25 protein-coding genes and 1 pseudogene are annotated in these 23,805 nt (G+C 44.6%); 12 read left to right on the top strand and 14 right to left on the bottom strand.

Translation table 11 applies throughout. The features are described from left to right. Positions 1–42 precede the first annotated feature (42 nt). The 7 genes from panC to sfsA form a co-directional block, all read right to left on the bottom strand. Positions 43–900: a pantoate--beta-alanine ligase gene (gene panC / locus BM100_RS16535; protein WP_092512931.1), complete on the bottom strand. Its 858-nt coding sequence runs from the start codon at positions 898–900 to the stop codon at positions 43–45. 86 nt (positions 901–986) lie between these two features. Beyond that, positions 987–1,778, bottom strand: coding sequence for a 3-methyl-2-oxobutanoate hydroxymethyltransferase (panB, locus tag BM100_RS16530; protein WP_092512929.1), 792 nt, complete (start codon positions 1,776–1,778; stop codon positions 987–989). 386 nt (positions 1,779–2,164) lie between these two features. After that, on the bottom strand, positions 2,165–2,644 hold the full coding sequence (gene folK, locus BM100_RS16525; protein WP_092512927.1) for a 2-amino-4-hydroxy-6-hydroxymethyldihydropteridine diphosphokinase: 480 nt from the start codon (positions 2,642–2,644) through the stop codon (positions 2,165–2,167). Position 2,645: 1 nt separating this feature from the next. After that, positions 2,646–4,004 (bottom strand): polynucleotide adenylyltransferase PcnB, encoded by a 1,359-nt coding sequence (pcnB, locus tag BM100_RS16520; protein WP_211284510.1) that lies wholly within the window; start codon positions 4,002–4,004, stop codon positions 2,646–2,648. Positions 4,005–4,320: 316 nt separating this feature from the next. Next, complete coding sequence (gene gluQRS, locus BM100_RS16515) at positions 4,321–5,205, bottom strand: tRNA glutamyl-Q(34) synthetase GluQRS (protein ID WP_092512993.1); 885 nt, start codon at positions 5,203–5,205, stop codon at positions 4,321–4,323. 97 nt (positions 5,206–5,302) lie between these two features. Continuing rightward, positions 5,303–5,758, bottom strand: coding sequence for an RNA polymerase-binding protein DksA (gene dksA / locus BM100_RS16510; RefSeq protein WP_047963537.1), 456 nt, complete (start codon positions 5,756–5,758; stop codon positions 5,303–5,305). Between the two features lie 196 nt (positions 5,759–5,954). Then, positions 5,955–6,665 carry a DNA/RNA nuclease SfsA gene (gene sfsA / locus BM100_RS16505; protein WP_092512923.1) on the bottom strand — a complete coding sequence of 237 codons (711 nt, stop codon included), beginning with the start codon at positions 6,663–6,665 and terminating at the stop codon, positions 5,955–5,957. A 360-nt stretch (positions 6,666–7,025) separates the two neighbouring features. On the opposite strand from sfsA, the gene hrpB reads away from it, so the two are divergent. Beyond that, a complete protein-coding gene (hrpB, locus tag BM100_RS16500) occupies positions 7,026–9,521 on the top strand; it encodes an ATP-dependent helicase HrpB (protein WP_092512921.1) in 2,496 nt (831 codons plus the stop codon). Positions 9,522–9,647: 126 nt separating this feature from the next. Next, entirely contained in the window at positions 9,648–12,128 is a 2,481-nt protein-coding gene (gene mrcB / locus BM100_RS16495; protein ID WP_092512919.1) for a bifunctional glycosyl transferase/transpeptidase, read from the top strand. 137 nt (positions 12,129–12,265) lie between these two features. On the opposite strand, the gene BM100_RS23160 is transcribed toward mrcB, so the two are convergent. After that, positions 12,266–12,409, bottom strand: a complete 144-nt coding sequence (locus tag BM100_RS23160; protein WP_169924741.1) for a hypothetical protein — start codon at positions 12,407–12,409, stop codon at positions 12,266–12,268. A gap of 400 nt (positions 12,410–12,809) precedes the next feature. Next, positions 12,810–13,628, bottom strand: coding sequence for an NAD-dependent epimerase/dehydratase family protein (locus BM100_RS16490; protein ID WP_092512917.1), 819 nt, complete (start codon positions 13,626–13,628; stop codon positions 12,810–12,812). Between the two features lie 136 nt (positions 13,629–13,764). Here BM100_RS16490 and BM100_RS16485 point away from each other — a divergent pair, with 136 nt between their 5' ends. After that, positions 13,765–14,505: a sulfite exporter TauE/SafE family protein gene (locus BM100_RS16485; protein ID WP_169924740.1), complete on the top strand. Its 741-nt coding sequence runs from the start codon at positions 13,765–13,767 to the stop codon at positions 14,503–14,505. Between the two features lie 57 nt (positions 14,506–14,562). Here BM100_RS16485 and hemL read toward each other — a convergent pair whose 3' ends face one another. After that, complete coding sequence (gene hemL / locus BM100_RS16480; protein WP_092512913.1) at positions 14,563–15,846, bottom strand: glutamate-1-semialdehyde 2,1-aminomutase; 1,284 nt, start codon at positions 15,844–15,846, stop codon at positions 14,563–14,565. 223 nt (positions 15,847–16,069) lie between these two features. Here hemL and erpA point away from each other — a divergent pair, with 223 nt between their 5' ends. Beyond that, entirely contained in the window at positions 16,070–16,414 is a 345-nt protein-coding gene (gene erpA / locus BM100_RS16475) for an iron-sulfur cluster insertion protein ErpA (RefSeq protein ID WP_092512911.1), read from the top strand. A 230-nt stretch (positions 16,415–16,644) separates the two neighbouring features. Further along, positions 16,645–17,130 (top strand): NUDIX domain-containing protein, encoded by a 486-nt coding sequence (locus BM100_RS16470; protein WP_092512909.1) that lies wholly within the window; start codon positions 16,645–16,647, stop codon positions 17,128–17,130. A 94-nt stretch (positions 17,131–17,224) separates the two neighbouring features. Here the strand turns inward: BM100_RS16470 and BM100_RS16465 are convergent, their stop codons facing one another. Further along, the gene (locus BM100_RS16465; protein ID WP_092512907.1) at positions 17,225–17,803 is read right to left on the bottom strand and encodes an Ail/Lom family outer membrane beta-barrel protein; all 579 of its coding nucleotides are present in this window, start codon (positions 17,801–17,803) and stop codon (positions 17,225–17,227) included. 11 nt (positions 17,804–17,814) lie between these two features. Further along, complete coding sequence (locus tag BM100_RS23155; protein ID WP_169924739.1) at positions 17,815–17,985, bottom strand: hypothetical protein; 171 nt, start codon at positions 17,983–17,985, stop codon at positions 17,815–17,817. Between the two features lie 305 nt (positions 17,986–18,290). Here BM100_RS23155 and BM100_RS22650 point away from each other — a divergent pair. Further along, positions 18,291–18,371 (top strand): annotated as a pseudogene (locus BM100_RS22650) (iron-sulfur cluster insertion protein ErpA); the annotation flags it as partial. A 449-nt stretch (positions 18,372–18,820) separates the two neighbouring features. Beyond that, a complete protein-coding gene (locus tag BM100_RS16455; protein ID WP_092512903.1) occupies positions 18,821–19,786 on the top strand; it encodes a lectin MOA-related protein in 966 nt (321 codons plus the stop codon). A gap of 202 nt (positions 19,787–19,988) precedes the next feature. Here the strand turns inward: BM100_RS16455 and BM100_RS16450 are convergent, their stop codons facing one another. Beyond that, positions 19,989–20,888, bottom strand: a complete 900-nt coding sequence (locus BM100_RS16450; protein WP_092512901.1) for a DMT family transporter — start codon at positions 20,886–20,888, stop codon at positions 19,989–19,991. Positions 20,889–21,539: 651 nt separating this feature from the next. On the opposite strand from BM100_RS16450, the gene BM100_RS23150 reads away from it, so the two are divergent. Genes BM100_RS23150 through BM100_RS22645 form a run of 5 tightly spaced genes read left to right on the top strand, consistent with a single transcriptional unit; the run spans position 21,540 to position 22,814 of the window. Beyond that, positions 21,540–21,710, top strand: a complete 171-nt coding sequence (locus BM100_RS23150; protein ID WP_169924738.1) for a hypothetical protein — start codon at positions 21,540–21,542, stop codon at positions 21,708–21,710. Between the two features lie 30 nt (positions 21,711–21,740). Continuing rightward, entirely contained in the window at positions 21,741–22,187 is a 447-nt protein-coding gene (locus tag BM100_RS16445; protein ID WP_244590675.1) for an SAP domain-containing protein, read from the top strand. Then, complete coding sequence (locus BM100_RS23645) at positions 22,180–22,332, top strand: hypothetical protein (protein ID WP_244896540.1); 153 nt, start codon at positions 22,180–22,182, stop codon at positions 22,330–22,332. The genes BM100_RS16445 and BM100_RS23645 overlap by 8 nt, the downstream gene beginning before the upstream one ends. A gap of 13 nt (positions 22,333–22,345) precedes the next feature. Then, positions 22,346–22,615, top strand: coding sequence for a GyrI-like domain-containing protein (locus BM100_RS16440; RefSeq protein WP_092512899.1), 270 nt, complete (start codon positions 22,346–22,348; stop codon positions 22,613–22,615). Then, complete coding sequence (locus BM100_RS22645; RefSeq protein ID WP_139216980.1) at positions 22,584–22,814, top strand: hypothetical protein; 231 nt, start codon at positions 22,584–22,586, stop codon at positions 22,812–22,814. Before BM100_RS16440 ends, BM100_RS22645 begins: the two co-directional genes overlap by 32 nt. A gap of 137 nt (positions 22,815–22,951) precedes the next feature. Here BM100_RS22645 and btuF read toward each other — a convergent pair whose 3' ends face one another. Continuing rightward, positions 22,952–23,797 (bottom strand): vitamin B12 ABC transporter substrate-binding protein BtuF, encoded by an 846-nt coding sequence (gene btuF, locus BM100_RS16435; RefSeq protein WP_092512897.1) that lies wholly within the window; start codon positions 23,795–23,797, stop codon positions 22,952–22,954. Between the last annotated feature and the right edge of the window lie 8 nt (positions 23,798–23,805).

The raw sequence follows: 23,805 nt of genomic DNA, 5'->3' as shown, positions 1-23,805 counted from the left end.
TGCTTCAATGCAACCCGAAATCCATCGGGATATATAGGGCAGTTAGTCAGCTAAAGCAACCTGCTGATTGTCAATCAAACGTGTTTGACCTAACCATGCAGCCATCAGGATCACGGCTTTTTTGCTTTGTCTTGTTAATGGCGCCAGATTTTCTGCATCACGGATAAATATCTCATCCGGCATAAAACCTTTTTCCCGCAGATGGGAGGATGCCAACTCAACTAATTGTTCGACATCACGCTCACCCTGTTGCAGTCTCTCCGCTATCACCTGCATGACTTGATAAAGCACGGGGGCAACTTTTTTCTCTTCGGTAGACAAAAGATTATTGCGCGAGCTGAGTGCCAAGCCATTTTTATCACGAACGGTCGGCACAGGAACCAATGTAATATCGTAAGACATATCCGCAATCATTTTGCGGATAATCTGTAATTGCTGAAAATCTTTTTCGCCAAAATAAACTAAGTCAGGCTGGATCAGATTAAATAGCTTGCTGACAACTGTAGTCACGCCACGGAAATGTCCCGGGCGGCTGGCGCCTTCAAGGATATAAGAGAGTTCCGGTTCTTCGACAAAAGTTTGGTGGCCATTCAACCCATTCGGGTACATCTCCCCAGCACTGGGAGCAAAAACCAGCTCAACATTGTGACGGTTCAGTTTTTCGCAATCTTCCTGCAAAGTGCGTGGGTAGTTGACCAAATCGTCTTCTCGGTCAAATTGCATGGGATTTACGAAAATACTGACAATAACGACATCAGCCTGAGCTTTGGCGGTATCAACTAAAGCCATGTGCCCGTCATGCAGATTCCCCATCGTTGGGATAAAGGCGATGCGTTTCCCCGCTTGGCGCCAACGGCGGATTTCACGGCGTAAAATGGGGGTTGTTTCTATAATCAGCATTGCTGTACTCCTTTAATAGCAGTCATGCTGGCAACTATTCCATTTTAGTTGAAAGAATAGTTGAGAGAATGTTGGTTGAAAGAACGTCAGTTGAAGGAATGTGCTTTATCAGGGTAGGCACCACTTTCAACTTCTTCGATATAGAGATTGATGGCATCCCGTATATTGCCGGTTTCTTTAAGGAAGTCTTTGGCAAATTTAGGTGCTTTGGCGGTAATGCCCAAAGCATCATGCATGACAAGAATTTGCGCATCAGTCATATTGCCGGCACCGATGCCAATGACCGGGATATCCAGCGCGTCGGTGACACGCTTCGCCAATTCGGCCGGAACGCATTCCAGTACGAGTAATTGCATCCCCGCATTTTCTAAGGCAATGGCATCATTGAGTAATTTCTGGGCTGCATCTTCACTGCGCCCCTGCACTTTATAACCACCCAAGATATTGACTGATTGTGGGGTTAGCCCCAAGTGGCCGCAAACCGGGACTGCCCGTTCGGCCAACATTTTAACTGTATTACACAGCCAGTCCCCACCTTCAATTTTGACCATATTGGCACCGGCACGCATCAAAGCAGCGGCACTGGCAAAACTTTGCTCTGGGGTGGCATAACTCATGAAAGGTAAATCAGCGATAAGGAAAGCGTTGGGAGCGCCATTGCGGACACTTCGGGTGTGGTATGAGATATCTTCAACGGTAACGGGTAAGGTAGAATCGAATCCCTGCACAGTCATGCCAAGTGAATCGCCAATGAGCATAACATTGATGCCTTGTTCGGCAAAAAGATGGGCGAAGCTGGCGTCGTAAGCTGTGATAGTCGCGAACTTGCGTTTCTCTTTTTTTAACTGGCGCAGGTCAGCCAGGGTTGTTGGTTTCATTATTATCTCCTGAATGGGTATACCTTTATTTTCAAGTCGCTGTGTGAATTTGCCCACAACCTGAAATGATACCTGTCGTCTTTCAAGTGGCAGCGCTGTTGGCTGTGCTCACTCCGATCACCATTTTTACAAACGTACGGAGGTCTATGCTTCCGGGGATGAATGAAAGGCGCTTGCTTTTCACCGGAGGTCAGCTTTGGGCTGGGTAAACTTGTTCCCTTGCCATCGCGCTGCATCTTGAAATCCAAAATGGGTATAGGCATAGGGCCTATCTCAATTTAAGGGAATTTTTAAAATACCCCAATTACGATAGGCCCTGATTATCCAGAAATCGGCCTTGGTTGTATGAGATGTTGAATGACTTTCCTTTATAAAATTGTTGGTTATTACCAAAATGTCAGGCCGTTTTCTGGAACTTGTGTCAATCGTTCCGCCAGCGTTTCTCCATCGGGGAATACAAGGCCGGGAGCAATTTCTGCAAGTGGATAAAGCATGAATTCGCGCTGTTTTAAGCCGTAATGAGGGACGGTCAGACGTTCAGTTTCAATGACATGTTCACCAAACAGCATGATATCCAAGTCGAGAGTCCTGGGCCCCCAACGCTCATTTTTGCGAACGCGGCCTTGTGCCAATTCAATTGCTTGAGTGTGATCAAGCAATGTTTCTGCTGGTAATAGCGTGTCCAGTGCGACGGCGAGGTTAAGGAAATCAGGCTGATCTTGTGGCCCCATCGGTTTGGTGCGATAGAAAGATGATTGAGCGACCAAAGTGGTTTCAGGGATAGTTTTCAGTGCAGCAAGTGCATTATTGACTTGCTGCAAAGGAGAGGCCTGATTACTGCCAATGGCGACATAAACCCGAGTCATATTAGCTGTTGGCCCTATTCTGACGGGGGCGTCCGCCACGGCGTGGACGTGTTCTGCGACGGAGCGGCTCGTTGCCTAGCTCTGATATCATGCCGCGCTGTTGGGAAGGGGGTGATTGCTGGAATTCACTCCACCAATTCACCAACTCTTTCAACTCATGGCGTGGCTCAATGCTGGCACGTAATTCCAGTAAATCATACGCAGCACGGAACTTCGGATGCTCCATCAATTTATTAGCCCGCTTGCCTTGACGGCGCGGCAGGCGGAGCTGAAGCAGCCAAATGTCACGCATGGTGGTGGTATGGCGTTTCGGAATGGCGATGGAGCGACATTGTTCATCAAGAATGTCATTCATTGCCAGAGCGAACGCATCGTAATACTGCAACCCACCTTCCTGTGACAGTTTTTCCGCATGTTCAATCAATGGATACCACAGTATGGCCGCGAATAAAAATGCGGGGTTAACGCGCTTGTCGTTCTGGATACGGTGATCTGTATTTTTCAATACCTGCACCAGTAGCCTTTCCATCGGGGAATCATGGCCTTGAGTGAAACCGCGCTGGATCATGGGGAACAATGGCTGGAACAAGTGATATTCACGCAGCAGTTTGTAAGTGCTGTAACCCTGCCCTGATTGTAATAACTTCAGCGATTCTTCGAACAAACGCGCAGATGGAATTTCGCCCAATAAGAAGGCAAGGCGTGGGATCGGTTCTGCGGTGGCCGGTTCAATGGTCATATCCAGCTTGCTGGCAAAACGGACAGCACGCAGCATGCGCACGGGATCTTCCCGGTAACGGGTTTCCGGATCGCCAATTAAGCGAATGATGCCTTCATTGAGATCTGCTAATCCGCCGACATAATCCCGCAAGGCGAAATCTTCAATGCCGTAATAGAGGCTATTGATGGTGAAATCGCGGCGAACGGCATCTTCTTCGACTGAGCCGAAAATATTGTCGCGCAGTAACATGCCGCTCTGTGCTTTGTGCGACTGATTGCGATCGTTGTTTTCAACTTGATCATGTGGCCCGCGGAAAGTAGCAACTTCAATGACATCCGGGCCAAACATAATATGAGCAAGGCGAAAACGACGGCCGACAAGGCGGCAATTGCGGAACAGTTTACGAACCTGTTCTGGTGTAGCGTTGGTGGCTATATCAAAATCTTTGGGTTTTTTGTGCAGCAGTAAGTCGCGAACGCCACCGCCAACCAAATAGGCTTGAAAACCTGATTTATTCAGGCGATACAGAACCTTCAGTGCATTATCACTGATGTCTTTACGGGAAATCGGATGTTGATCCCGTGGTATCACCGTGATTGGAGTGTCCGAAGGCTTTACCTTTGCGGATTTTTTCTTCATTTTGTCGTTATCGGCATATGATGAAGACGAATGATTTTCTCTGCGACGCCTACGCGGAGAACTGCTCTCTGTTTGAGCAGAATGGTCAGATACGGTGACTGGCCTTTCACTGACTGCCTGTGTGTTGGGCTTTACCCTATTATCGCGGGCCAACAGATTACGGCAGAAAGTTGCTACTCGGTTAAAAATGGTACACCTCGATAGTGACTAATCAATGAAAACAAAAAACAGCCGCCAATCATAACTTACTGGACATTTTTTGAGAATGCTTACAAAGCCAATAGAAACACTTTATTTAAATTAGCGATTATTCGCTTCACTCGTTATGTTTTTCAGGCGGAACTGCGTTTATATTCCAACCTGCGATCGCTTGTTGGAGCAATTGCTCAATCGTGAGATCTTGCCAACCTGCAATCGTGGGTTGATTCAAAAATGATAACGCATCAATAAGCAATGGCCTTGGATCGCTCAGTGGGAGCGGCTGGGCATGATTTTGCTTGGAAAGTTTATTTCCCTCTTTGTTCAGCACGAGAGGCAAATGCACATAATCCGGCGTCTTATAATCCAATTGATTGTATAGAGAAATTTGACGAACTGTAGGTTCAATTAAGTCCGCTCCTCTGACAATTTCAGTGACGCCCTGATAGTTATCATCAATAACAACGACAAGATTATAGGCGAATAAGCCATCTTTGCGATGAATGATGAAATCTTCTTTCGCCATTTCCGTGGACACGGTGACATTACCTTGCAATTTATCGCGAAAACCATAAACCGGATAATGTTGTTTCAGGCGGATAGCTGCATTGTCTGCACTGAGATGCAAATCCCGGCAGTAACCGTCATAAAACCCTCCCAGTTGGTGAATGCGCTGGCGGGTGCAGGTACAGTAATAACTTTTTCCCTGCTGTTGCAACTGGTCAAGAATGGCGCGGTAAGCATCATGTCGCTGAGATTGATAAAGCACTTTATCATCCCAGTTGAGGCCGTAGTGTTCAAGCGCCTTCAATATCCGGCTGGCTGCGCCGGCAACTTCCCGGGGGGGATCAATGTCATCAATGCGCATTAGCCATTTTCCGTGGCAGGCGCGTGCCTGTAGATAACTGCCCAGAGCAGTCACTAAAGAGCCGAAATGAAGATCACCTGAAGGAGATGGGGCAAATCGCCCGACATAGAGCGGGGAATGTTCAGATTGTGTCATATTGGAATTAATGCAGGGTGATACGGCGCCATTCAGCGCCGTACTTACCCCATGTACTTTCATGTACTTTAATTATTCATGTATTTTAATTAAACAGTTAGCCAGCCATTTGCTTTTCGCGAATTTCGGCCAATGTCTTACAGTCAATACACAAATCGGCTGTAGGGCGAGCTTCCAAACGGCGGATGCCGATTTCAACCCCACAGGATTCACAATAGCCGAAGTCGTCCTCTTCGACTTTTTTCAGCGTTTTCTCGATCTTTTTGATCAATTTACGCTCACGATCCCGATTTCGTAATTCAAGACTGAACTCTTCTTCTTGCGCCGCACGGTCCACTGGATCAGGGAAGTTAGCTGCCTCATCTTGCATATGAGATACAGTACGGTCTACTTCATCCCTGAGTTGGTTGCGCCATGCTTCCAGAATCAGCTTGAAATGCTCTAACTGGGCATCGTTCATGTATTCTTCGCCTGGCTTTTCCTGGTAAGGTTCTACCCCAGCGATGGCGAGAATGCTCAAGGACGAGGTTTTACGTTTTTGCCCTTCTTGCATAATGCTTCTCCTTACACTCGCACTATCAAATGACCCCCCCAACAGTAGGGGGGAAAAAATAGGCCGCTATAAATAGCAGATGACTGCGAGGTTGGCAATTGTTCCTGCCATTAGTTTTACAATGGTGTGAAGACAAACGTGTTTACTGTCTAAATATATCGCAAAACTAAGCTCATCAGTATGTTCTGTTTACAAATTATCCCATTGATAAGAAAGGTAATTTGTCACATAGAACCATCCCTTTTTCTGTCATGTTGGCCTTATAACAGATTACTTCGACTCCTGAATTGCATGCTTGTTCCAAAAGAACAGCATAATCAGGGTCAATATGTTTTGCTGCCGCAACCTGATTGACTCCAGAGTGTAATACAGCAAATAACAGGACAGCACGCTGGCCTTGTTGTGCTATCAATGATAGCTCACGTAAATGTTTTTGCCCGCGAATTGTGACTGCATCCGGAAAATATCCATTATTTTGTTGATATAATGTTACTGATTTAACTTCAATATAGCAGTTAACTTTTTGTTTTGACTGTAACAATAAATCTATGCGGCTTTTCTCTTTTCCATAGCTCACTTCACGGCTAATTTGCTCATAGCCAGATAATTCCGAAATTACATTTTTTTCAATAGATTGATAAGCTAACTCGTTGGCTCTGAGTGTATTGACACAAATCCAATGACCTTCTTGAGTCTGGGTCAGCTCCCAGCTATTTGGGTATTTACGTTTGGGATTGTCAGAGGTGGAATACCAAACCGTGTCTCCCGGCGTTGCACAGCCTGTCATTGCGCCGGTATTGGCGCAGTGTATAGTCAGCTCCTCGCCTTCTGGCGTGAGGACATCCGCGAGAAAACGTTTGTAACGCCGGATTAAAGTGGCTGATTTCAGGGGCGGAGCAAATTCCATAAACTTTCCTCATAACCAGTGGTCAATAGCATTTGTTGATAGATATACACTTCGTCTTTCAAACTGTCTCTTTATTGGCTGCGCTCGCTCACCCCGATCACCGTGTTTACCAACATACAGTTATCTATGCTCCCGGGGATTATGAGAGACTCCAGCCTTTCACCGGAGGCCAGCCTTTGGCTGTTCAAATTCGTTCCCGATGAATTTGTCATTCCCTTGCCGCCGAGATGCAATTTAAAATTCATTGCATATAAAATGAATCGCTCAACAGTTTCAATGGACTGAAATTCGATGAAATAAAATTGAAGGTGCCAATGCTACAATGGCATTCATTGAAAGTTAATCCATTATGGTGTTCTTTTGTTATTACCAAGTTATGACTCGTTACCTATTTACGATGTAGTCGAATCAGTAATCACTGAATTGCAGACATCGAAGCAGGTTCTGCTGCATGCGCCAACAGGGGCAGGAAAATCAACCGGGTTGCCTTTGGCGATTTTACACCAAGGCCGACTGCCCGGCCGCATTATTATGCTGGAACCACGGCGCATTGCTGCCCGCAGTGTGGCTGAACGCCTTGCTGAGCAGCTGAATGAGCCTGTAGGCATGACCGTGGGCTATCGTATGCGCTCGGAAACGAAAATCAGTGCATCTACGCGCCTTGAAGTGGTGACTGAAGGGATCCTGACTCGTATGCTCCAGCAAGATCCTGAGTTGAGCGATGTCTCTCTTGTTATTCTGGATGAATTCCATGAACGCAGTTTGCAGGCTGATCTTGCACTGGCTTTGCTGCTGGAAGTTCAGGAAGGGTTGCGTGATGATTTACGCATTTTGGTCATGTCGGCAACGTTGGACAATCAGCGCCTTTCTACATTATTACCGGATGCCCCCGTTATTGTTTCAGAAGGGCGAAGCTATCCGGTAGCGCGATCATATCACCCGCTTTCTCCCCACCAGCCTTTTGAACAGTCAGTCGCCTCGGCAGTATTGCGCCTGTTGCAGCAAGAAACGGGATCATTGCTACTGTTTCTACCCGGCGTGGGTGAAATTCAGCGCGTATTGTCACAGCTGGAAAGCAAAATAAATGACGACACATTATTGTGCCCGCTCTATGGCGCGCTGTCATTGTCCGATCAACGCAAGGCAATAACACCGGCCCCTGCGGGCATGCGTAAAGTGGTATTGGCGACGAACATTGCAGAAACCAGCCTGACAATTGAAGGGATCCGTTTGGTGATCGATAGTGGGCTTGAACGTGCCAGCCGGTTTGAGCCGAAAAGCGGGCTGACCCGCCTGATAACCCAACGTATCAGCCAAGCATCAATGGTGCAGCGTGCAGGTCGTGCCGGACGATTGGAAGCGGGAGTTTGCTGGCATTTGTTCAGTCAGGAACAGGCCGAAAGAGCGGCGGAACACAGTGAGCCGGAAATCCTGAATGCCGATTTAAGCAATCTGTTGCTCTCATTGTTGCAATGGGGATGCCGTGACAGTGCCCAGCTTCATTGGTTGGATAATCCGCCGCAACCCGCATTGGCTGTTGCAGAGTCCCTGTTGTTGAAATTGGGGGCACTGGATGAGAAGCAACAACTGACGGCCCGAGGTTGGCAGATGGCTGAACTTGGCAGCGATCCGCGTCTGGCGGCAATGTTATGTGCCGCCAAGGAACATGCGGCGAAAGAAAAAGATAACACAGCGCTGGCAACGGCAGCGAAACTGGTCGCCATTTTGGAAGAACCGCCACGCCGTGGCCAGCCAGATCTGATCCATTGGATGACAATCAACCAGCGCCATTGGCAACAACGGGCGAACCAACTCATCCGGAATCTTATCGCGCAAGGTGAACGTCAGCGTATTGATAATAGACATGACAAAATCGATTTTGACCTTATTCCTGAATTATTGATACAGGGATTTCCCGATCGAATCGCTAAAAACCGTGATAATCTTGGGCGCTTCCAGCTAACCAATGGGTTGGGCGTAGCGCTGGAACGTGACGAGCCGCTGTCTGCGGAGGCTTGGTTGATTGCCCCTTCATTGCAGCAGGGGAGCAAACAGCCTGATGCCAGAGTCTTGCTTGCCTGCCCATTGAATATTGAGCATGCCATACGTCAATATCCGCTTTTGTTTACTGAACATACGGCAGTAGAGTGGGATGATAGCAAAGGATCCCTGCGGGCATGGCGGCGTTTGCAATGCGGGCGCTTGATAGTCAAGGCCCAGCCTCTGGCAAAACCGTCAGCAGCAGAATTGCAAGAGGCTTTACTGAATTGGGTTCGGCAGGAAGGGTTATCGGCATTGAATTGGTCATCGGAAGCCTTGCAACTGCGCATTCGTCTGGAAAAGGCGACAGAATGGTTGCCTGAAATCGAATGGCCGCAGGTTGATGATGACGCCTTGCTCAACACCCTTGAGCAGTGGCTGCTTCCTGCCTTGGAAGGGGTCGGTAATTTAAAAGGCTTGCGCCAGATAGAACTATCTTCTTGCCTGCAAGGTTTACTGGATTGGCAACAACGGCAGATACTGGATAATGAACTGCCTACTAATTACACTGTGCCGACAGGAAGCCGGATTGCCATTCAATACTTTAAGGATAAGCCACCCGTATTGTCAGTCAGAATGCAAGAAATGTATGGTGAGCGGCAAAATCCGGTACTGGCGAAAGGGCGGATCCCGGTAGTCATTGAATTACTGTCTCCAGCTCATCGTCCATTGCAGATCACGCAAGATCTGGCTGCATTTTGGTTCGGTGCTTACCGTGAGGTACAAAAAGAGATGAAAGGGCGTTATCCCAAACACTTATGGCCGGATGATCCTGCCAACACAGCACCGACAAGACGTGTGAAGAAATATCTGTAATCACTTTTGGAATTATGTTGCTGTATTTATGTATCTGTATTCATCTAGCGGCATTTGATCACTGAGTGATTAGATAAAGAACGCATTAAAAAAGCGCATTGAATAAAAACAATTGGAGAATTCGGTATGTCTGATGATGATCGTCAGCCAATCGGACGTAAGGGCGAAAAATCGAAACGGCGTCGTGAGCGAGCATCAAAAAATCGCGTTCGGCGGGATGATTATGATGACTACGATGATTATGAAAATGACGACGACGATGAGGATGAAGTCATGACCAAAAAAGGGAAAAAATCCCGTTCACCCAAAGCTCGAACGCCAAAGAAGAAAAATCGTTGGCTTTTGTGGTTGCTGGTAAAAATCTTTATCGTGCTGACGGTGTTGGTTGTTATTTATGGCTTCTATCTGGATAACAAAATTCGCCAGCGTATCGATGGAAAAGTCTGGGATTTACCGGCTGCTGTTTATGGCAGAATGGTTAACCTTGAGCCGGGCATGAACTACAGCAAAGATGAAATGGTTCATTTGTTGGAGGGTATGCAGTACCGGAAGGTAACGAAAGCCACTCGTGCGGGTGAATTCGTTGTCAAAGGAAACAGCATTGAGATGTTGCGTCGCCCGTTCGATTTCCCTGATGGGAAAGAAGGGCAAATTGAGGCTCGCCTCTCCTTTGATAACAACCATCTTTCCCGTATCGAAAATATGGAAAACCAGCGTCAGTTTGGTTTCTTCCGCCTCGATCCGAAATTGATCACCATGATGCAGTCGCCGAATGGCGAACAGCGTCTGTTTGTTCCGCGTTCAGGTTTTCCTGACTTACTGGTTCAGACGTTGCTGGAAACAGAAGATCGCTACTTCTATGAACATGGCGGAGTCAGGCCGCTTTCCATCGTTCGAGCAGCATTGGCCAATCTGACAGCGGGGCATTCGGTTCAGGGAGGCAGTACCCTGACCCAGCAGTTGGTGAAAAACTTGTTCCTGTCCAATGAAAGAACCCTGAGCCGCAAAGCAAATGAAGCGCTCATGGCGTTGCTGATGGATGCCCGTTACAGTAAAGACCGTATTCTTGAGCTATATCTAAATGAAGTTTACTTGGGGCAAAGTGGTGACGAACAGATCCGGGGTTTCCCGCTGGCGAGTTTGTACTATTTTGGTCGCCCAATAGAAGAACTGAGTTTGGATCAACAGGCTTTGCTGGTTGGCATGGTAAAAGGCGCGTCGCTGTATAACCCGTGGCGCAACCCGAAACTTGCCCTCGAACGCCGCAACGTCGTATTGAAAATTCTCCAGAATCGTAATGTTATCGATCAAGAATTGTATGACATGCTGAGTGCCCGCCCATTGGGTGTAAAACCCAAAAGCGGGGTGATAACGCCACAGCCTGCCTTTATGCAGCTAGTGCGTCAGGAATTGCAGGAAAAATTAGGCGATAAGATTAACAACCTGTCCGGTGTGAAAATTTTCACCACCTTAGATCCGGTATCTCAGGATGCGGCAGAGAAATCAGTGGAAGAGGGCGTTGCAGCGTTACGGAAAACTCGCAATATCAAAGATCTGGAAGGGGCTATGGTTGTTGTTGACCGCTTCAGTGGTGAAGTTCGCGCGATGGTCGGGGGAGCACAACCGCAATATGCAGGCTTTAACCGCGCATTGAATGCCCGCCGTTTGATTGGCTCTCTGGCGAAACCCGCGACTTATCTGACGGCATTGAGTGAACCGGATAAATACCGTTTGAATACTTGGTTGGCAGATGAACCTATTGCTATTCCTATCGCGGGAAGCGCGCCTTGGTCACCGAAGAACTTTAGCCGTACTTTCAGCGGACGAGTAATGCTGATTGACGCGTTGGCACGTTCGATGAATGTTCCAACCGTGAATTTGGGCATGGATGTTGGATTGGATCGCATTACCAATACGCTAGTGTCTTTGGGCATTCCTGCGAAAGAGATCCAGAAGGTTCCGGCCATGCTGCTGGGTGCCGTTAACCTGACACCTATGGAGATGGCACAGGAGTTCCAGACCATTGCCAGCGGAGGCAACAAAGCCAACCTTTCCGCGGTGCGCTCTATCATGGCTGAAGATGGTACGGTGATTTACCAGAGCTATCCGCAAGCGGAGAGAGTTGTGCCGCCACAAGCCGCCTATCTGACACTATACGGTATGCAGCAGGTTGTGGTACAAGGCACAGGGCGTTCATTGACCGGAAAATACGGCAGATTAAATTTGGCCGGGAAAACCGGGACAACCAATGATCTGCGTGACAGTTGGTTTGCGGGGATTGATGGCAAAGAGGTCGCAATTGTCTGGACTGGCCGTGATAACAATGGGCCGACCAAATTGACGGGAGCAACTGGCGCCCTGACGATTTACCGCCGTTATCTGGACAACGAAACGCCTCTGACACTGAACAACAATCCTCCGGAAGGTATCGCGGATATGTCAATCAATGAAGATGGCAGTTTCAACTGTACGGGGACAGGCATCAGGACTCTGCCTGTCTGGACAGATGATCCGCAGGCCTTGTGTCAGCAATCTGTGCAACAGCAGCCGATAGAGGATAACGAAGAAGAAGCTCCGGGTTGGCTGCGCGAGATGTTTGGTCAATAATTACCGCAGTAATCAGTAAAAGGCCACTCCCCACCGCAATCGGGTGGGGAGTTTGTCTTTAATCTCATTTCCCTCGTTTAATCTTCCCCGGCCTGATTTTCTTTAACCAGACTTTCCATCTCTCAGTTTTCCATTAATTAATGGCAATGGTTCAACGGCAATGCAGTTTGATCAATCACCAGTTCATCAATCACCAAAGCAAGCTTTCTGGCATACGGCAACAATGTCCGCGATGGGATGGATAACGGAAGAATTCCCCACGATACCTTGCCAGCCCCCATTTAATACCTTGCCAGCCCCCATTTAATATTACATAGAAAACAATTGCCGAATTTATTGGATTTTTATTTAAGCGAAAAGTAAATATCCACGATATATATAGGTGTATATGTGGATACACAGGGTAGCAATTCTAAATTATCTTAATCAGACTATTTTATTATGTCGTAAAATAAATTTTCATGAAAAGGATATATACGCGTCGTACTTCAAGGTGCATGTATTATCATCCCGCGACGCGGGATGATAATACGTTGCTTCCTGAAACTTGAAATTAATAGGGTATAGATAAAGAGATTAAAAAACGATAGCAGGAAAAATGATAGCAAGGAGAATAAACGCAGCCAACAAAGCTGCGATTTGAAAGGTGACGGGATAACGACAGCGAAAGTTCTTATCTAATTAATTGGGCGTTTGTTTTTTAGGCTGGTGGATGTTCTCTTTGTTCTCTGTATCGATAAGTTTTTCTGTTGTGGTATTTAATAAATACGCATTCAGATTAAATGTGATAAATGCATCATCTTGAGGTGAATAGCCCAATATTTTGCGGGTTTGGGTGAGATCAAGGCGCTTAAACCGATTGTTGGAAATGCCGTGGGCGATAAAAAACGTAATGCCTTCCGCCTCAATGGCACAAGTAATCAAATGAACAGCATCTTCATGGCTCAGCCAGGCACTCAGGTCACGGGCATTTTTCAGCTCGTGCTGCTCCTTGGGTTCGAAAGCCCCTATTCGTAGCACGACGGAAGATAATCCTTGCTGAGTTGCGAAATAAGAACAGAGAGCTTCGCCATAACACTTTGTCACGCCATACAGATTGGCAGGTGAAACAGCTACCCCATCGGGGATCTGTTTATCAACGGGATATCCTTCAATTGTCTGCGCGCTGCTGGCAAAGACAAAGCGGCGGCATTGCGATTTTGCTGCGGCTTGCAGAAGGTAAGTTGTAGTTAAGATATTGGCAGATAATAACTGTTCAAACTTCGCGTCAGGGTGGGGAATACCGGCGAGATGAACAATATTCTCCATCCCTATGACGAGTTGTTCTGAAACAGACGGATCGGATAAATTAGCAGGAATAAAACGATGGGGAGGTAAAACCGGATAGTCGGGATGTTTTTGATCGACAAGTGTAAAAACATAATGTTCTTGCATAGCCAGAAAAAAAGTTCGCCCTATACGCCCGCTTGCTCCGGTTAACAAAATAGTACGTTTTGACATTATTTTTTCCAATTTTGTTTATCAATAAGGTTGGATGTAATGTGTCCGATTAATTTTATGAGGTTAAAAGACATTTTGATAGGGAGATTATTTATTATAGATTAATCCAATGAACTGAATCAGAGGGTGTAGCATCTTGAATCTTCTCGTCTTATGCTTAGTTTTTATTACCGCAGCGTTATTACATGGAATCAGCGGCATAGGTTTTCCGATTGCCAGTACAACTTCATTAAGCCTATTTATGCCATTGAAAGAGGCCGTGGTATTAGCCTTATGGCCGACGTTATTAGTCAATGTCTTGAGTGTAATATCAGGCGGGAAGATAGGGAATATACTCTATAAATATGGTTTATTGGCATTATTCTCATTAATTGGCAGTTTTATCGGTGCCAAGCTTTTATTCTTAATTAATCCTGCCTACTTACAGCTCTTGCTGAGTGCTGTCATTGCATTTTACATTTTCACAAGTATTCGCAGCAGCAATTTCCGCTTACCTGAAAACCCAATTATTTTGGCGTTTTTCGGTTTGGCGGCCGGAGTGATTGGTGGTGCGACCAATGCAATGTCACCTATCTTGATTATGTGCTTATTGGCAATGAGCAATGATCGCCATGAAATTGCCCGTGCGGCAAATTTGTGTTTTTTACTCGGGAAAATCAGCCAATTAATCGTGTTGCACAATGAAGCATTCGAACTCTTCTCTTCGGATTATTTATGGCCGGTCTTGATATTAACGGTGTTATCCCTGTTTTCTCTCTTTATTGGCACCCGCCTGAGAACGCACATTAGCCCACAGCATTTCCGCTGGTTGGTGTTGATCCTGCTTGGAGTATTGGCTGTGATGTCGGCCGTTCAGGCGATACGCGCGTTGGTGTGATTTTTTCTCCAGACGTCGCGGACAATCCGGTGGCGACGTCTGGAAAAATAAGGCAGGTTATTTCAGTTTCGCGAAACAACGTGCGGCAGCATCAACAGTACGCTGGATATCTTCATCAGTATGGGCGACGGACATAAAGCCGGCTTCAAATGCAGAAGGTGCCAGATAAACACCTTCTTCCAGCATCAAATGGAAGAATTGCTTGAAGCGTTCCACATCGCATTTCATGACATCCTGATAGCAGGTAACACTTTCTGAATCAGTGAAGAAAATACCAAACATGCCGCCAACATGATTGACAACCAGCGGAATGCCTGCGTTTGAAGCCGCATTTTTCAGGCCAGCCGCCAGATTGTCTGTCAGCTCAGTCAAGCGCTGGTGGACACCCTCTCGGGCAACTTCGCTCAGGCAAGCCAGACCCGCAGCCATAGCGATTGGGTTACCTGAAAGGGTTCCCGCCTGATAAACCGGGCCGGTTGGTGCCAATTTTTCCATGATTTCCAGACGGCCACCGAAGGCACCGACAGGCATACCACCACCGATGATTTTGCCAAGAGAAGTGAGGTCGGGTTTAACACCGTAATATTCTTGTGCGCCGCCCAGAGCGACACGGAAGCCAGTCATTACTTCATCAATAATCAACAGGGCACCGAATTCATCACACAGCTTACGCAGACCCGGCAAGAATTCTGGCAGTGGAGGAATGCAGTTCATGTTACCCGCGACAGGTTCAACGATGATACATGCAATCTCTTCCGGATATTTTTCGAAAGCTTCACGAACGGAATTCAGGTCATTGTAAATGCAAGTCAGGGTATGTTTTGCAAAATCCGCAGGGACACCCGGAGAATTAGGTTGACCAATGGTCAACGCGCCTGAGCCTGCTTTTACCAGCAAGCAATCTGCGTGGCCGTGATAGCAACCTTCAAATTTAATGATTTTGTCGCGTTGAGTATAACCACGGGCCAGACGAATGGCGCTCATGGTGGCTTCTGTACCGGAATTCACCATACGAACCATATCCATGGAAGGCACCAGCTCGGTTACCAGCTTTGCCATTTCCACTTCAGCAGCAGTCGGCGCGCCAAAGCTCAGGCCACGTTCCGCTGCTTCAATAACGGCATTGCGGATAGCGGGATGATTGTGCCCAAGAACCATTGGCCCCCATGAACCGACATAATCAATATAAGCATTGCCATCAACATCATAAAGATAGGCGCCATCGGCACGCTGGATAAAGACAGGCGTTCCACCTACGCCATTAAAAGCACGTACAGGGGAATTAACACCGCCGGGGATCACATGTTTTGCCTGAGAGTAAAGCGTTTCGGACTGGCTCATTGATAAAAGCTCCTGAAAGGTAAAGATAATGGTAGAGATACAATGGTGCCATTCTAAAGCACCCCAATAGCTAAGCCAAATAATCAAGAAAGATGATATTGTTGCATTCGTGTGGCAAAACTTGAACGAATTAGTCAGGTATTGGATAATCCCGATAACTGATCAGAAAGCGTAAAATGACCTTTCGAGAATTCTTACCGGAAAACCGGACTGGAGTAAAAATATGAGCGATGATGCTGCACTGCCTTTGCAGTTTACTGATGCCGCAGCCAATAAAGTCAAAGTACTGGTTGCTGATGAAGATAATCCGAACCTGCGCCTGCGGGTTTATATTACAGGTGGTGGTTGTAGCGGATTCCAGTATGGCTTCACTTTCGACGATCAAATTAACGAAGGTGACATGACGATCCTGAAGCAAGGGGTTGAGTTGGTTGTTGACCCAATGAGTCTGCAATATTTGGTTGGTGGATGTGTGGATTACACGGAAGGGCTGGAAGGTTCCCGCTTTATTGTCACCAACCCGAATGCAAAAACGACCTGCGGTTGCGGTTCTTCTTTTAGTATTTGATTGCAGTTTTTGATTGAGAATAGGGACTGTTGTGGCAAATAACTTCCTTTTCCAAAAGGCTCGTGTACTGATAAACCTCGTTTAAAATAACGAGGTTTTTTTCTAAATAATAATCACGTTTAAAAATAGATAAAAATCGACAACCCCTCCAGACACAGCGCCTAAGGTATGTCATTGCGGACAGCTTTTTACCTTTTTATCGGTTGAATGTTTTTATCGGAGCACCGGTCATGGATCAAAATAGTACTGCCCCTATTCGTATTTCAGCAAAAGCCATCATTATTCACAACGATCAGATTCTACTTGTCCGATATCAATCAGATTCAGACGAATGGTATACCCTTCCCGGCGGAGGGCAGCTCTTTGGCGAAACATTGGCTCAAACATTAATTCGCGAGTGTATTGAAGAGACGGCATACAAAATTGAACCTGAACGTCTGGTATTTGTTAGAGAATATATAGGGAGCAATCATGAGTTCGCTGAATTTGATAAAGATGTTCATCAAATTGAATTGATGTTCCTTGCTTCGCTTGCTGATAAGAATGCCGATATGCATAACTTGGATATCAACGCGGACAGGGATCAAATAGCAGCTCAATGGATCAATTTGGAAGATATTATAAACCTGCCTTTATTTCCTGCGGTATTGCGCCCCTTGATTGCCGAAAAACGTTTTTCCCTTGGCTCTCCTGTCTATTTAGGCGATGTGAATTAATATTGCACGACGAGAATTTGAATCATCGATCCATTCGAGGAAGAAAGATGTAAGCGGGCAAAAACCAGCTTTGCCCGCTTACGCCTCACTTTATTTAAAAGCGATAACCCACACCAACATTGAATCCGTTGATCGAGTGTTTACCATAAATATCAGCTTTGCTGCCTTCATAGCCAATATTCACCGACAGGTTTTCCATTGGATTGATAATCAAACCCGCGGCATAGGCAAAACCAGTGGATTTTCCGGACACACTGCCGCTTGCATGTCCATTAGGTTCGTCTGCGCCAACGCTGTTGCGCCATTCATAACCGCCGTCAGCTTTAGTGTGGGCAAGACCCATTAAACCATAGAGGCTAACATAATCATTGATGCGATAGGCCGGGCCAGCCAGAAGTGAATAGTATTTCACATCAATATGGCGCTTATAAAAATCTTTCGCTTCATCATAATAGCTGCTAGAGCTATCGCCTTTCATATAGCTCAATGACCCAATAACACTGACTGGGGAATCCCACTCATAACGGTACTGAGCATTTACGCCGCGGATATCTTTAAAATCCTGCACCTTACTCTGTGCGTAGCCCACGGACACGGTATGATTATCTGCCAACGCACAGGTGCTTCCCAGAAGACCGCCAAGTGCAATGAGTGTTGTTGCTATTTTTTTCATATTGACCCTCATCATGAGTAATAATGTCGCTCCAGACCTTCTATCATCGCCACTATCAAGACCAACACAAAAGTGGCACCGAAAAAGCCAGAATGGTATTCAGAATAAGAAATATCAGCGTCTCTCAATCTCATTGCGTCTGTCGTGCAATGGATTGAGGAAAGAGGGAAAACCTGCATCACTTAGTATCCTTATCCGAAGTTCATATACTGGAATTTAAGAAGCAACCCTTTATTTAATATAGAAAAAAGCTTCGTTTATGATTGGAAAACATCAAAGTAATGTATGAAGCCTGTGATAATTATTGTTATAAAAAGTCAATTAATGCAATTTAAAATATGACCAATAAAAAATTTAGCCTCCTTTTGGAAGCTGTTTTGCAAGGAGGGTTTTGGTCTATTCCATTAATTACTAAGACGAAATTAATTACGGCGGAGGATTTTAAAATACGGTTCATCAAACCTGACATTATGTGTATGGATTACATGGGAGGGAAAATTCCTGTTTTATTGTCATTAATCCGAATGCAAAAACGATCTGCGGCTGTGGTTCTTCTTTCAGTATTTGATTGAGAATACGGGTGATAGTAATCAACAACGCTTTTTCAGAAACCTCGTTTTAAATAACACAGTTTTGTTCTGGTAGTCATTCATTTTAATTTTTCTTAAGCAGCGCACTTTTATCGCTATATAAATCTAACCCCGGCTTTTTCGGCTGACTATTTATTATTTCTATCAAAAACGCTTTGTTACAAAATGATATTATCTTAATCACCATTAATTGGATGCTAATGAATGGCTTGTTCAACATTAAATATTTTTTATCTATATTAAATAATCCATTATGTTTATAATTTTAGTCTATTATTATAAATGTAAAACATAACAATATCGGTTGTTGAGTACTCGTGTCTCAGAGCGGTTGGATGTTAGAGCAGCTGTATGCTGGAAGGCAGTATTTTAACTTCCAGTGAAAACTACATATAAATATTTAATATAATAATAAGGTGGTCATATTATGGAAAAGAAATATAAAAATATTATAATACGCAGGGCATCTGATTCAGAGGGAAAAACACTGCCAACAGATGAGGAAGGAATATCACCTTACGCCTATTATTTTATCAAAGATGTTGATGGGAATATACTCAGTATCGATTACAGAGATGATGAGGATGAAGAAGAGAAATATGCCTATATGGGTTCGGATTCAGAGGATAATAAGTCTTCTCAATTTATTACAATAATTCTGTCGGATAAAAATCGTATGGATAACACCATAGAAATGACGGGTGAATATAATGATAAAAAATATGAAATGTATGCCTATGACAATACCGTAAGCCTCGAGTCAACAGATTTATACTGGCATATTCATAATGACAATATAGCGGACAGCCGAATATCATTCAACAGAGACTGTATTAAAACCGTGAATGGGGTAAGACAATATAGGCTAATTTGGCATAATCAAGGTGTTGACTTTTTTGTGTGTAATCCTTCTCCAGGTGAGGGAACACCTTACTTAAAAGTACATAATAAAAAATACACCTTATATACTTTCTATGCCAGATTTGTTAAGTCTGATATTATAGCCGGTTTAGTGAAAAAAATATGGCCAAAACTGATAATTAATTTAGTATTGCTTAGAATTTCAGATGAATTATATACATTGATTTCAGAAGAAAAAGTAAAAGAAATATATAAAGAATCAGGTCTTGTAAATTTCAAATATAGAAAAGAATCCTTTGATTGTGATGACTTTAGTTTTGTATGCAAAGCACAGGCTTCCAAAAAAGCCTATGAAAATAATGAAAAATATGGATATGCCATTGGGGTAATATTCGGCGGTTATAAAAAATCAGCACATTCTGTTAATATATTTATCAATCACGAACTCGAAGTTAAACTTATAGAGCCACAATCGGGTAGAATAATAGAACCTAAAAAATGGAAATATAAACCCTATTTTATTTTGATATAAACATGAAGCATAAGAACCGACATTCCATACCATTTTAATGGGTAAAATGTTTCAATTTATGTGGTTCTTATGCCAGATTCTTATTCTCATGATAACCATTCACCATCGGTGTATTGGTTGATCAGGAATGAGGCTCATCATATTCTGATGCAGATTTTCCGCATGATCACACTTTCTGTCAGAAACTGTGATCATGCTTCAGTCATGACGAAATCAACTGTGGTTCACGGGGTTTTTTAAGAATACTGACCACCAAACCTGACATAATGAAAAGTGCCCCCAATGTCCCTATCCAGTCTAACGTTTCTCCGATGATGAGAAATGCGAGTAGCGTTGAGAATAGGGGTTCACTGGTTTCAGTGATTTGTACACTGCTGGCTTCGCCTTCTTCCACGGCTTTGGTCGTAAAGTAAAACCCGCCGATGGAGGGGAGTAGCACAAGCCCCAATATCATCAGTAATGCGATACCGGAAGGGAATTGCAGCCCTTCATGGATGGCTGGAATAGCAAGATAAATGCTGCCGAAACCGAATAACCAGAGCAGTACTGATATGCCACTGCCGATATTCATGAGTTTTGAGAGAAAGATAAATAATGCATATCCCAGCCCACCCAGCAATGCCAGTACAATGCCTGTATAATTGCCGGAAGTTTGCCCTGCAAAATTAAACAGGCAGTAGACGCCAATAATAATTAACCCGAATGATAGACATTTATTGACCCCCATTTTCTCGCCTAAAAACAGCGAAGAGAGAATGAGCGTAATGCCACCTGAGGCATAAACCAAAAAAGAGACCAGCGGGATTGGTGCTTCTTTAAATGCCCAAGTTTCGAAGAAATAGAGACAAAAGATCCCAAAAAACGCAAGTATGGCAAATTGCAGACTTTTATGTCGTAAAGCGAAGACGGTTTTTCGCTCAGAAGGTTTTACCATGCAATATGCCATCAGGATCAAAAAAGCAATAAAACATTTCCAGAATGCTATCTGATGGTGGCTAATGCCTGAATTCAGGCCAAAGTGGGTCAAAACACCAAGTGTACCGTTCAATGCAGCGGCGGTGAGGGCATAAAATTCAGCTCTCCGGTAAAAAGCTTTACTCATTATTGATATATTCCTTTTACGGTGATTGGCTTACTCTAAAGTCTTACGATATAGCAGGGTGATTATTCGAGGGTAAGTTCGAGAACGCTATTTAACCAATGTTAACCTATTTGATCCACGAATGAGTTGCGATGTTATACTCTTTTTGCGGAAACACCTTCATAAAATTCGATACTTTTTCTTACCATCTTAGTGAACTCACAAATCCTCGTCAGTCTGCCAAAATCAGTTATCCTTTATTTGATGTATTGTTTTTAAATATATTGTTTTGACGGGGCTGAAGGCTGGAAAAATCGAAGCCAGTATCAGGCTCAAAACAACAATGGCTCATATGAATACTGAATATTTTGATAAGGTATTAATTGCAGGTTTTCAGGTTAATTAATCTTGTATAGGTTGCTTCTTGTTTAAATAAGAAATAATTACGTCATGTAATCGTGATGAAAATAGAAAAAATTGAATAGCGTAATGAGCTATTTAAGAAGCTGGAAAAAGCGTTACATGAAAAATTGATGATTGTTAGTAAGAATAATGGAGTATTACAGTTGGCGAAGAGTAAAAATATAAAGTTTACATTTTTATTCCTTGAGCATTTTCCAGAAGCGTTAGGGCATGATGAATTAGCACACAACGTTAGATTACGGGCACGTTTTGCTGGATTGTGAGCTTTATCAGGATATCACTCACCAACGCAGCATCGAATTACAGGCAATCTGTGAGCAGGCGTGGCAGGTTATGCAGCTGCTCTTGGAGCGAATTGCGACTTTAACATTAACGGCAATTGAACAAGATGAGGCTGTTTCGGCGTCGTTAAAACAGTAAGGAGAAGACGTAAGTAAGCTATATCAGGGGATGAGTCAGGAAGAGTTTGATGGCAGTTACTTTTACGCTAAAGAACTTCAAGCGTTTGCTAAAACGTTAGGTATTACCGTGGGTAATCTGAAAAAAAATGAGCTTGAACTGCACATTAAAGCGCATTTATTTGGCTATTCTGGTGAACTTCCCGTTGCTGTTCCTAACCGAAAAAATAGCGCCGCACGTGATTTGCTCACGCTGGATACTCTCGTGGTTAACTATATTAGTGATAAAAAGACCAAATCGTTTCTATTGGCTGCGGTTGAGCAACAGTTTGGCGCATTAGCCGATAAATCCGGTCAGTGGTACTGGCTTAATCACTGGCGCAAGCAATGTATTGGTGAAGGAAAAACGATCACTTATGGCGATTTGGTTGCCCACCTTGCCAGCCTGAAAAAAAAAGCAAGGACGGCTGCCGCAGATCCCATCAGCCAGAATGAATAACTTTATCAGTGATTACTTATCTGACCGTGAAAACCAAGGAAAGGGTAAGAATGAGGCCTTAAAGGCATGGTTTGAGCTGAAAGAGAGTGCTTTGCCCAAAACTTATCAGGCTTATAAAAATACGAAAACTTTATTAGTGAAGTAAAGGTGATAACAAGATGCAAGTTGTTGATTGTCCGGTCCTATCTTTAATAGGGACATCTACGCGTACGAAAAACGCAGATGAAGTGGATGCAGCGACTGCCAAAATTATGCCACTTTGGCAGCATTTCTCTCAAAATATCTATCCTGAACAGTTGGCAGGCAATGTTGTCTATGGTGTTTATTCTAATGACGAATCTGATGCCAGCGGGCAGTTTGACGTCATTGCCGCAGTAGAAGCAAAAGAGCAAGAAGGTGACAACATTCAGGAAAGCGCTATCGTTTGATAGAGTCGAGCTGGCAGCAGGTCGGTATATCATTTTTTCTGGTTTGATGAGTGAAGGCAATCCAGTTTTCCAACTCTGGCAACAGGCGGCCTGGCGCTATTTTGAGCAAACTGACTGCCTGTATCAGCGTAGCTGGAAGACGGACTATGAAGTCTTTCACCAGAACGGAAAAATAGAGCTATTTATAGGGATAGAATAATGGCTAAGTATTCGCATTCGCTCCGAATGCTTGTCCAATTCATTTTACTATCTGTTCTGTGGAGCTAGGGCCTGAGCGAATTGCAGGTTTCCAGATGTTGGGCAAGAAATGAAACGTTATGTTCTTGCCCTGACTTTTTATCTTTTTATTTTATCGATCTTACTAAATTGATTGCATAACTCTTCAGCAGCCAAAATAATTCTTGGCCCTGCGCGACTAAACCAATCATCATTCAGGGCAATCACATTGATATTCATTTGTGGTCGCCAAAAATCGATAATTTGTTGTTTTTGCTCTTCTGTCCCACCTATCACAATTACTTCCGGTTTTCGGGTAAGGACTTGCTCACGGTTAACCTGTGGCCATGGAACGGGGCTGTCAGAGAAAATATTTTTTCCTCCGCAGACAGAGACAATTTCACTTTGGATAGAGTGTTTGGATGAAGTAAAAATGGGATTTGTGCCAAACTGTAAAAATACCTGTTTGGGTGTCCGGTTAGCATTATTCTTTTTTAACGTATCGAATTTATAACGAATATCTGCTGCCGCTTTCTTGGCAACATCAGGATACGGGCTATATTCAGCCAGACGATCCAGCTCTGTGGCAACATCTTCTACTTGTTTTACATCAGAATAAAAAATCGGAATTCCCAAAGAGGCCAGTTGATCCAGCGGGCGTTGGGGATTGCCGCCACGCCATGCCAGAATCAGATCGGGTTTCAGGGCAATAATTCTTTCTACATTAATGCCTTGCCAATCAGCAACTTGTTCCAGTTTTTTAGCCGCTTCGGGGTAATCGGAGTAAGCACTGACTGCAATAAGTTGATCGCCGAGTCCTGATGCATAAGCCAGTTCTGTTGTGGATGGCGCGAGGCTGATGACGCGGGAAGCAACGGCATGAAGTGGAGCACTGAAACTATACAGGAGAAATAAAAAGGTCAGCCAAATAGTTCGATAAGGAGAAATTTTTAAAAATGATTTCATGATTAATG

Source organism: Xenorhabdus mauleonii, assembly GCF_900113945.1.
GTDB lineage: Bacteria > Pseudomonadota > Gammaproteobacteria > Enterobacterales > Enterobacteriaceae > Xenorhabdus > Xenorhabdus mauleonii.
This window is presented reverse-complemented; position numbering and strand designations above follow the sequence as displayed.

What these genes read in the sequence shown, in the direction of transcription:
- panC (WP_092512931.1), bottom strand. Translation starts at nt 900, where the DNA reads ATGCTGATTATAGAAACAACCCCCATTTTACGCCGTGAAATCCGCCGT.
- panB (WP_092512929.1), bottom strand. Translation starts at nt 1,778, where the DNA reads ATGAAACCAACAACCCTGGCTGACCTGCGCCAGTTAAAAAAAGAGAAA.
- folK (WP_092512927.1), bottom strand. Translation starts at nt 2,644, where the DNA reads ATGACTCGGGTTTATGTCGCCATTGGCAGTAATCAGGCCTCTCCTTTG.
- pcnB (WP_211284510.1), bottom strand. Translation starts at nt 4,004, where the DNA reads ATGAAGAAAAAATCCGCAAAGGTAAAGCCTTCGGACACTCCAATCACG.
- gluQRS (WP_092512993.1), bottom strand. Translation starts at nt 5,205, where the DNA reads ATGACACAATCTGAACATTCCCCGCTCTATGTCGGGCGATTTGCCCCA.
- dksA (WP_047963537.1), bottom strand. Translation starts at nt 5,758, where the DNA reads ATGCAAGAAGGGCAAAAACGTAAAACCTCGTCCTTGAGCATTCTCGCC.
- sfsA (WP_092512923.1), bottom strand. Translation starts at nt 6,665, where the DNA reads ATGGAATTTGCTCCGCCCCTGAAATCAGCCACTTTAATCCGGCGTTAC.
- mrcB (WP_092512919.1), top strand. Translation starts at nt 9,648, where the DNA reads ATGTCTGATGATGATCGTCAGCCAATCGGACGTAAGGGCGAAAAATCG.
- BM100_RS23160 (WP_169924741.1), bottom strand. Translation starts at nt 12,409, where the DNA reads ATGGGGGCTGGCAAGGTATCGTGGGGAATTCTTCCGTTATCCATCCCA.
- BM100_RS16490 (WP_092512917.1), bottom strand. Translation starts at nt 13,628, where the DNA reads ATGTCAAAACGTACTATTTTGTTAACCGGAGCAAGCGGGCGTATAGGG.
- hemL (WP_092512913.1), bottom strand. Translation starts at nt 15,846, where the DNA reads ATGAGCCAGTCCGAAACGCTTTACTCTCAGGCAAAACATGTGATCCCC.
- erpA (WP_092512911.1), top strand. Translation starts at nt 16,070, where the DNA reads ATGAGCGATGATGCTGCACTGCCTTTGCAGTTTACTGATGCCGCAGCC.
- BM100_RS16470 (WP_092512909.1), top strand. Translation starts at nt 16,645, where the DNA reads ATGGATCAAAATAGTACTGCCCCTATTCGTATTTCAGCAAAAGCCATC.
- BM100_RS16465 (WP_092512907.1), bottom strand. Translation starts at nt 17,803, where the DNA reads ATGAAAAAAATAGCAACAACACTCATTGCACTTGGCGGTCTTCTGGGA.
- BM100_RS16455 (WP_092512903.1), top strand. Translation starts at nt 18,821, where the DNA reads ATGGAAAAGAAATATAAAAATATTATAATACGCAGGGCATCTGATTCA.
- BM100_RS16450 (WP_092512901.1), bottom strand. Translation starts at nt 20,888, where the DNA reads ATGAGTAAAGCTTTTTACCGGAGAGCTGAATTTTATGCCCTCACCGCC.
- BM100_RS16445 (WP_244590675.1), top strand. Translation starts at nt 21,741, where the DNA reads ATGAGTCAGGAAGAGTTTGATGGCAGTTACTTTTACGCTAAAGAACTT.
- BM100_RS23645 (WP_244896540.1), top strand. Translation starts at nt 22,180, where the DNA reads ATGAATAACTTTATCAGTGATTACTTATCTGACCGTGAAAACCAAGGA.
- BM100_RS16440 (WP_092512899.1), top strand. Translation starts at nt 22,346, where the DNA reads ATGCAAGTTGTTGATTGTCCGGTCCTATCTTTAATAGGGACATCTACG.
- btuF (WP_092512897.1), bottom strand. Translation starts at nt 23,797, where the DNA reads ATGAAATCATTTTTAAAAATTTCTCCTTATCGAACTATTTGGCTGACC.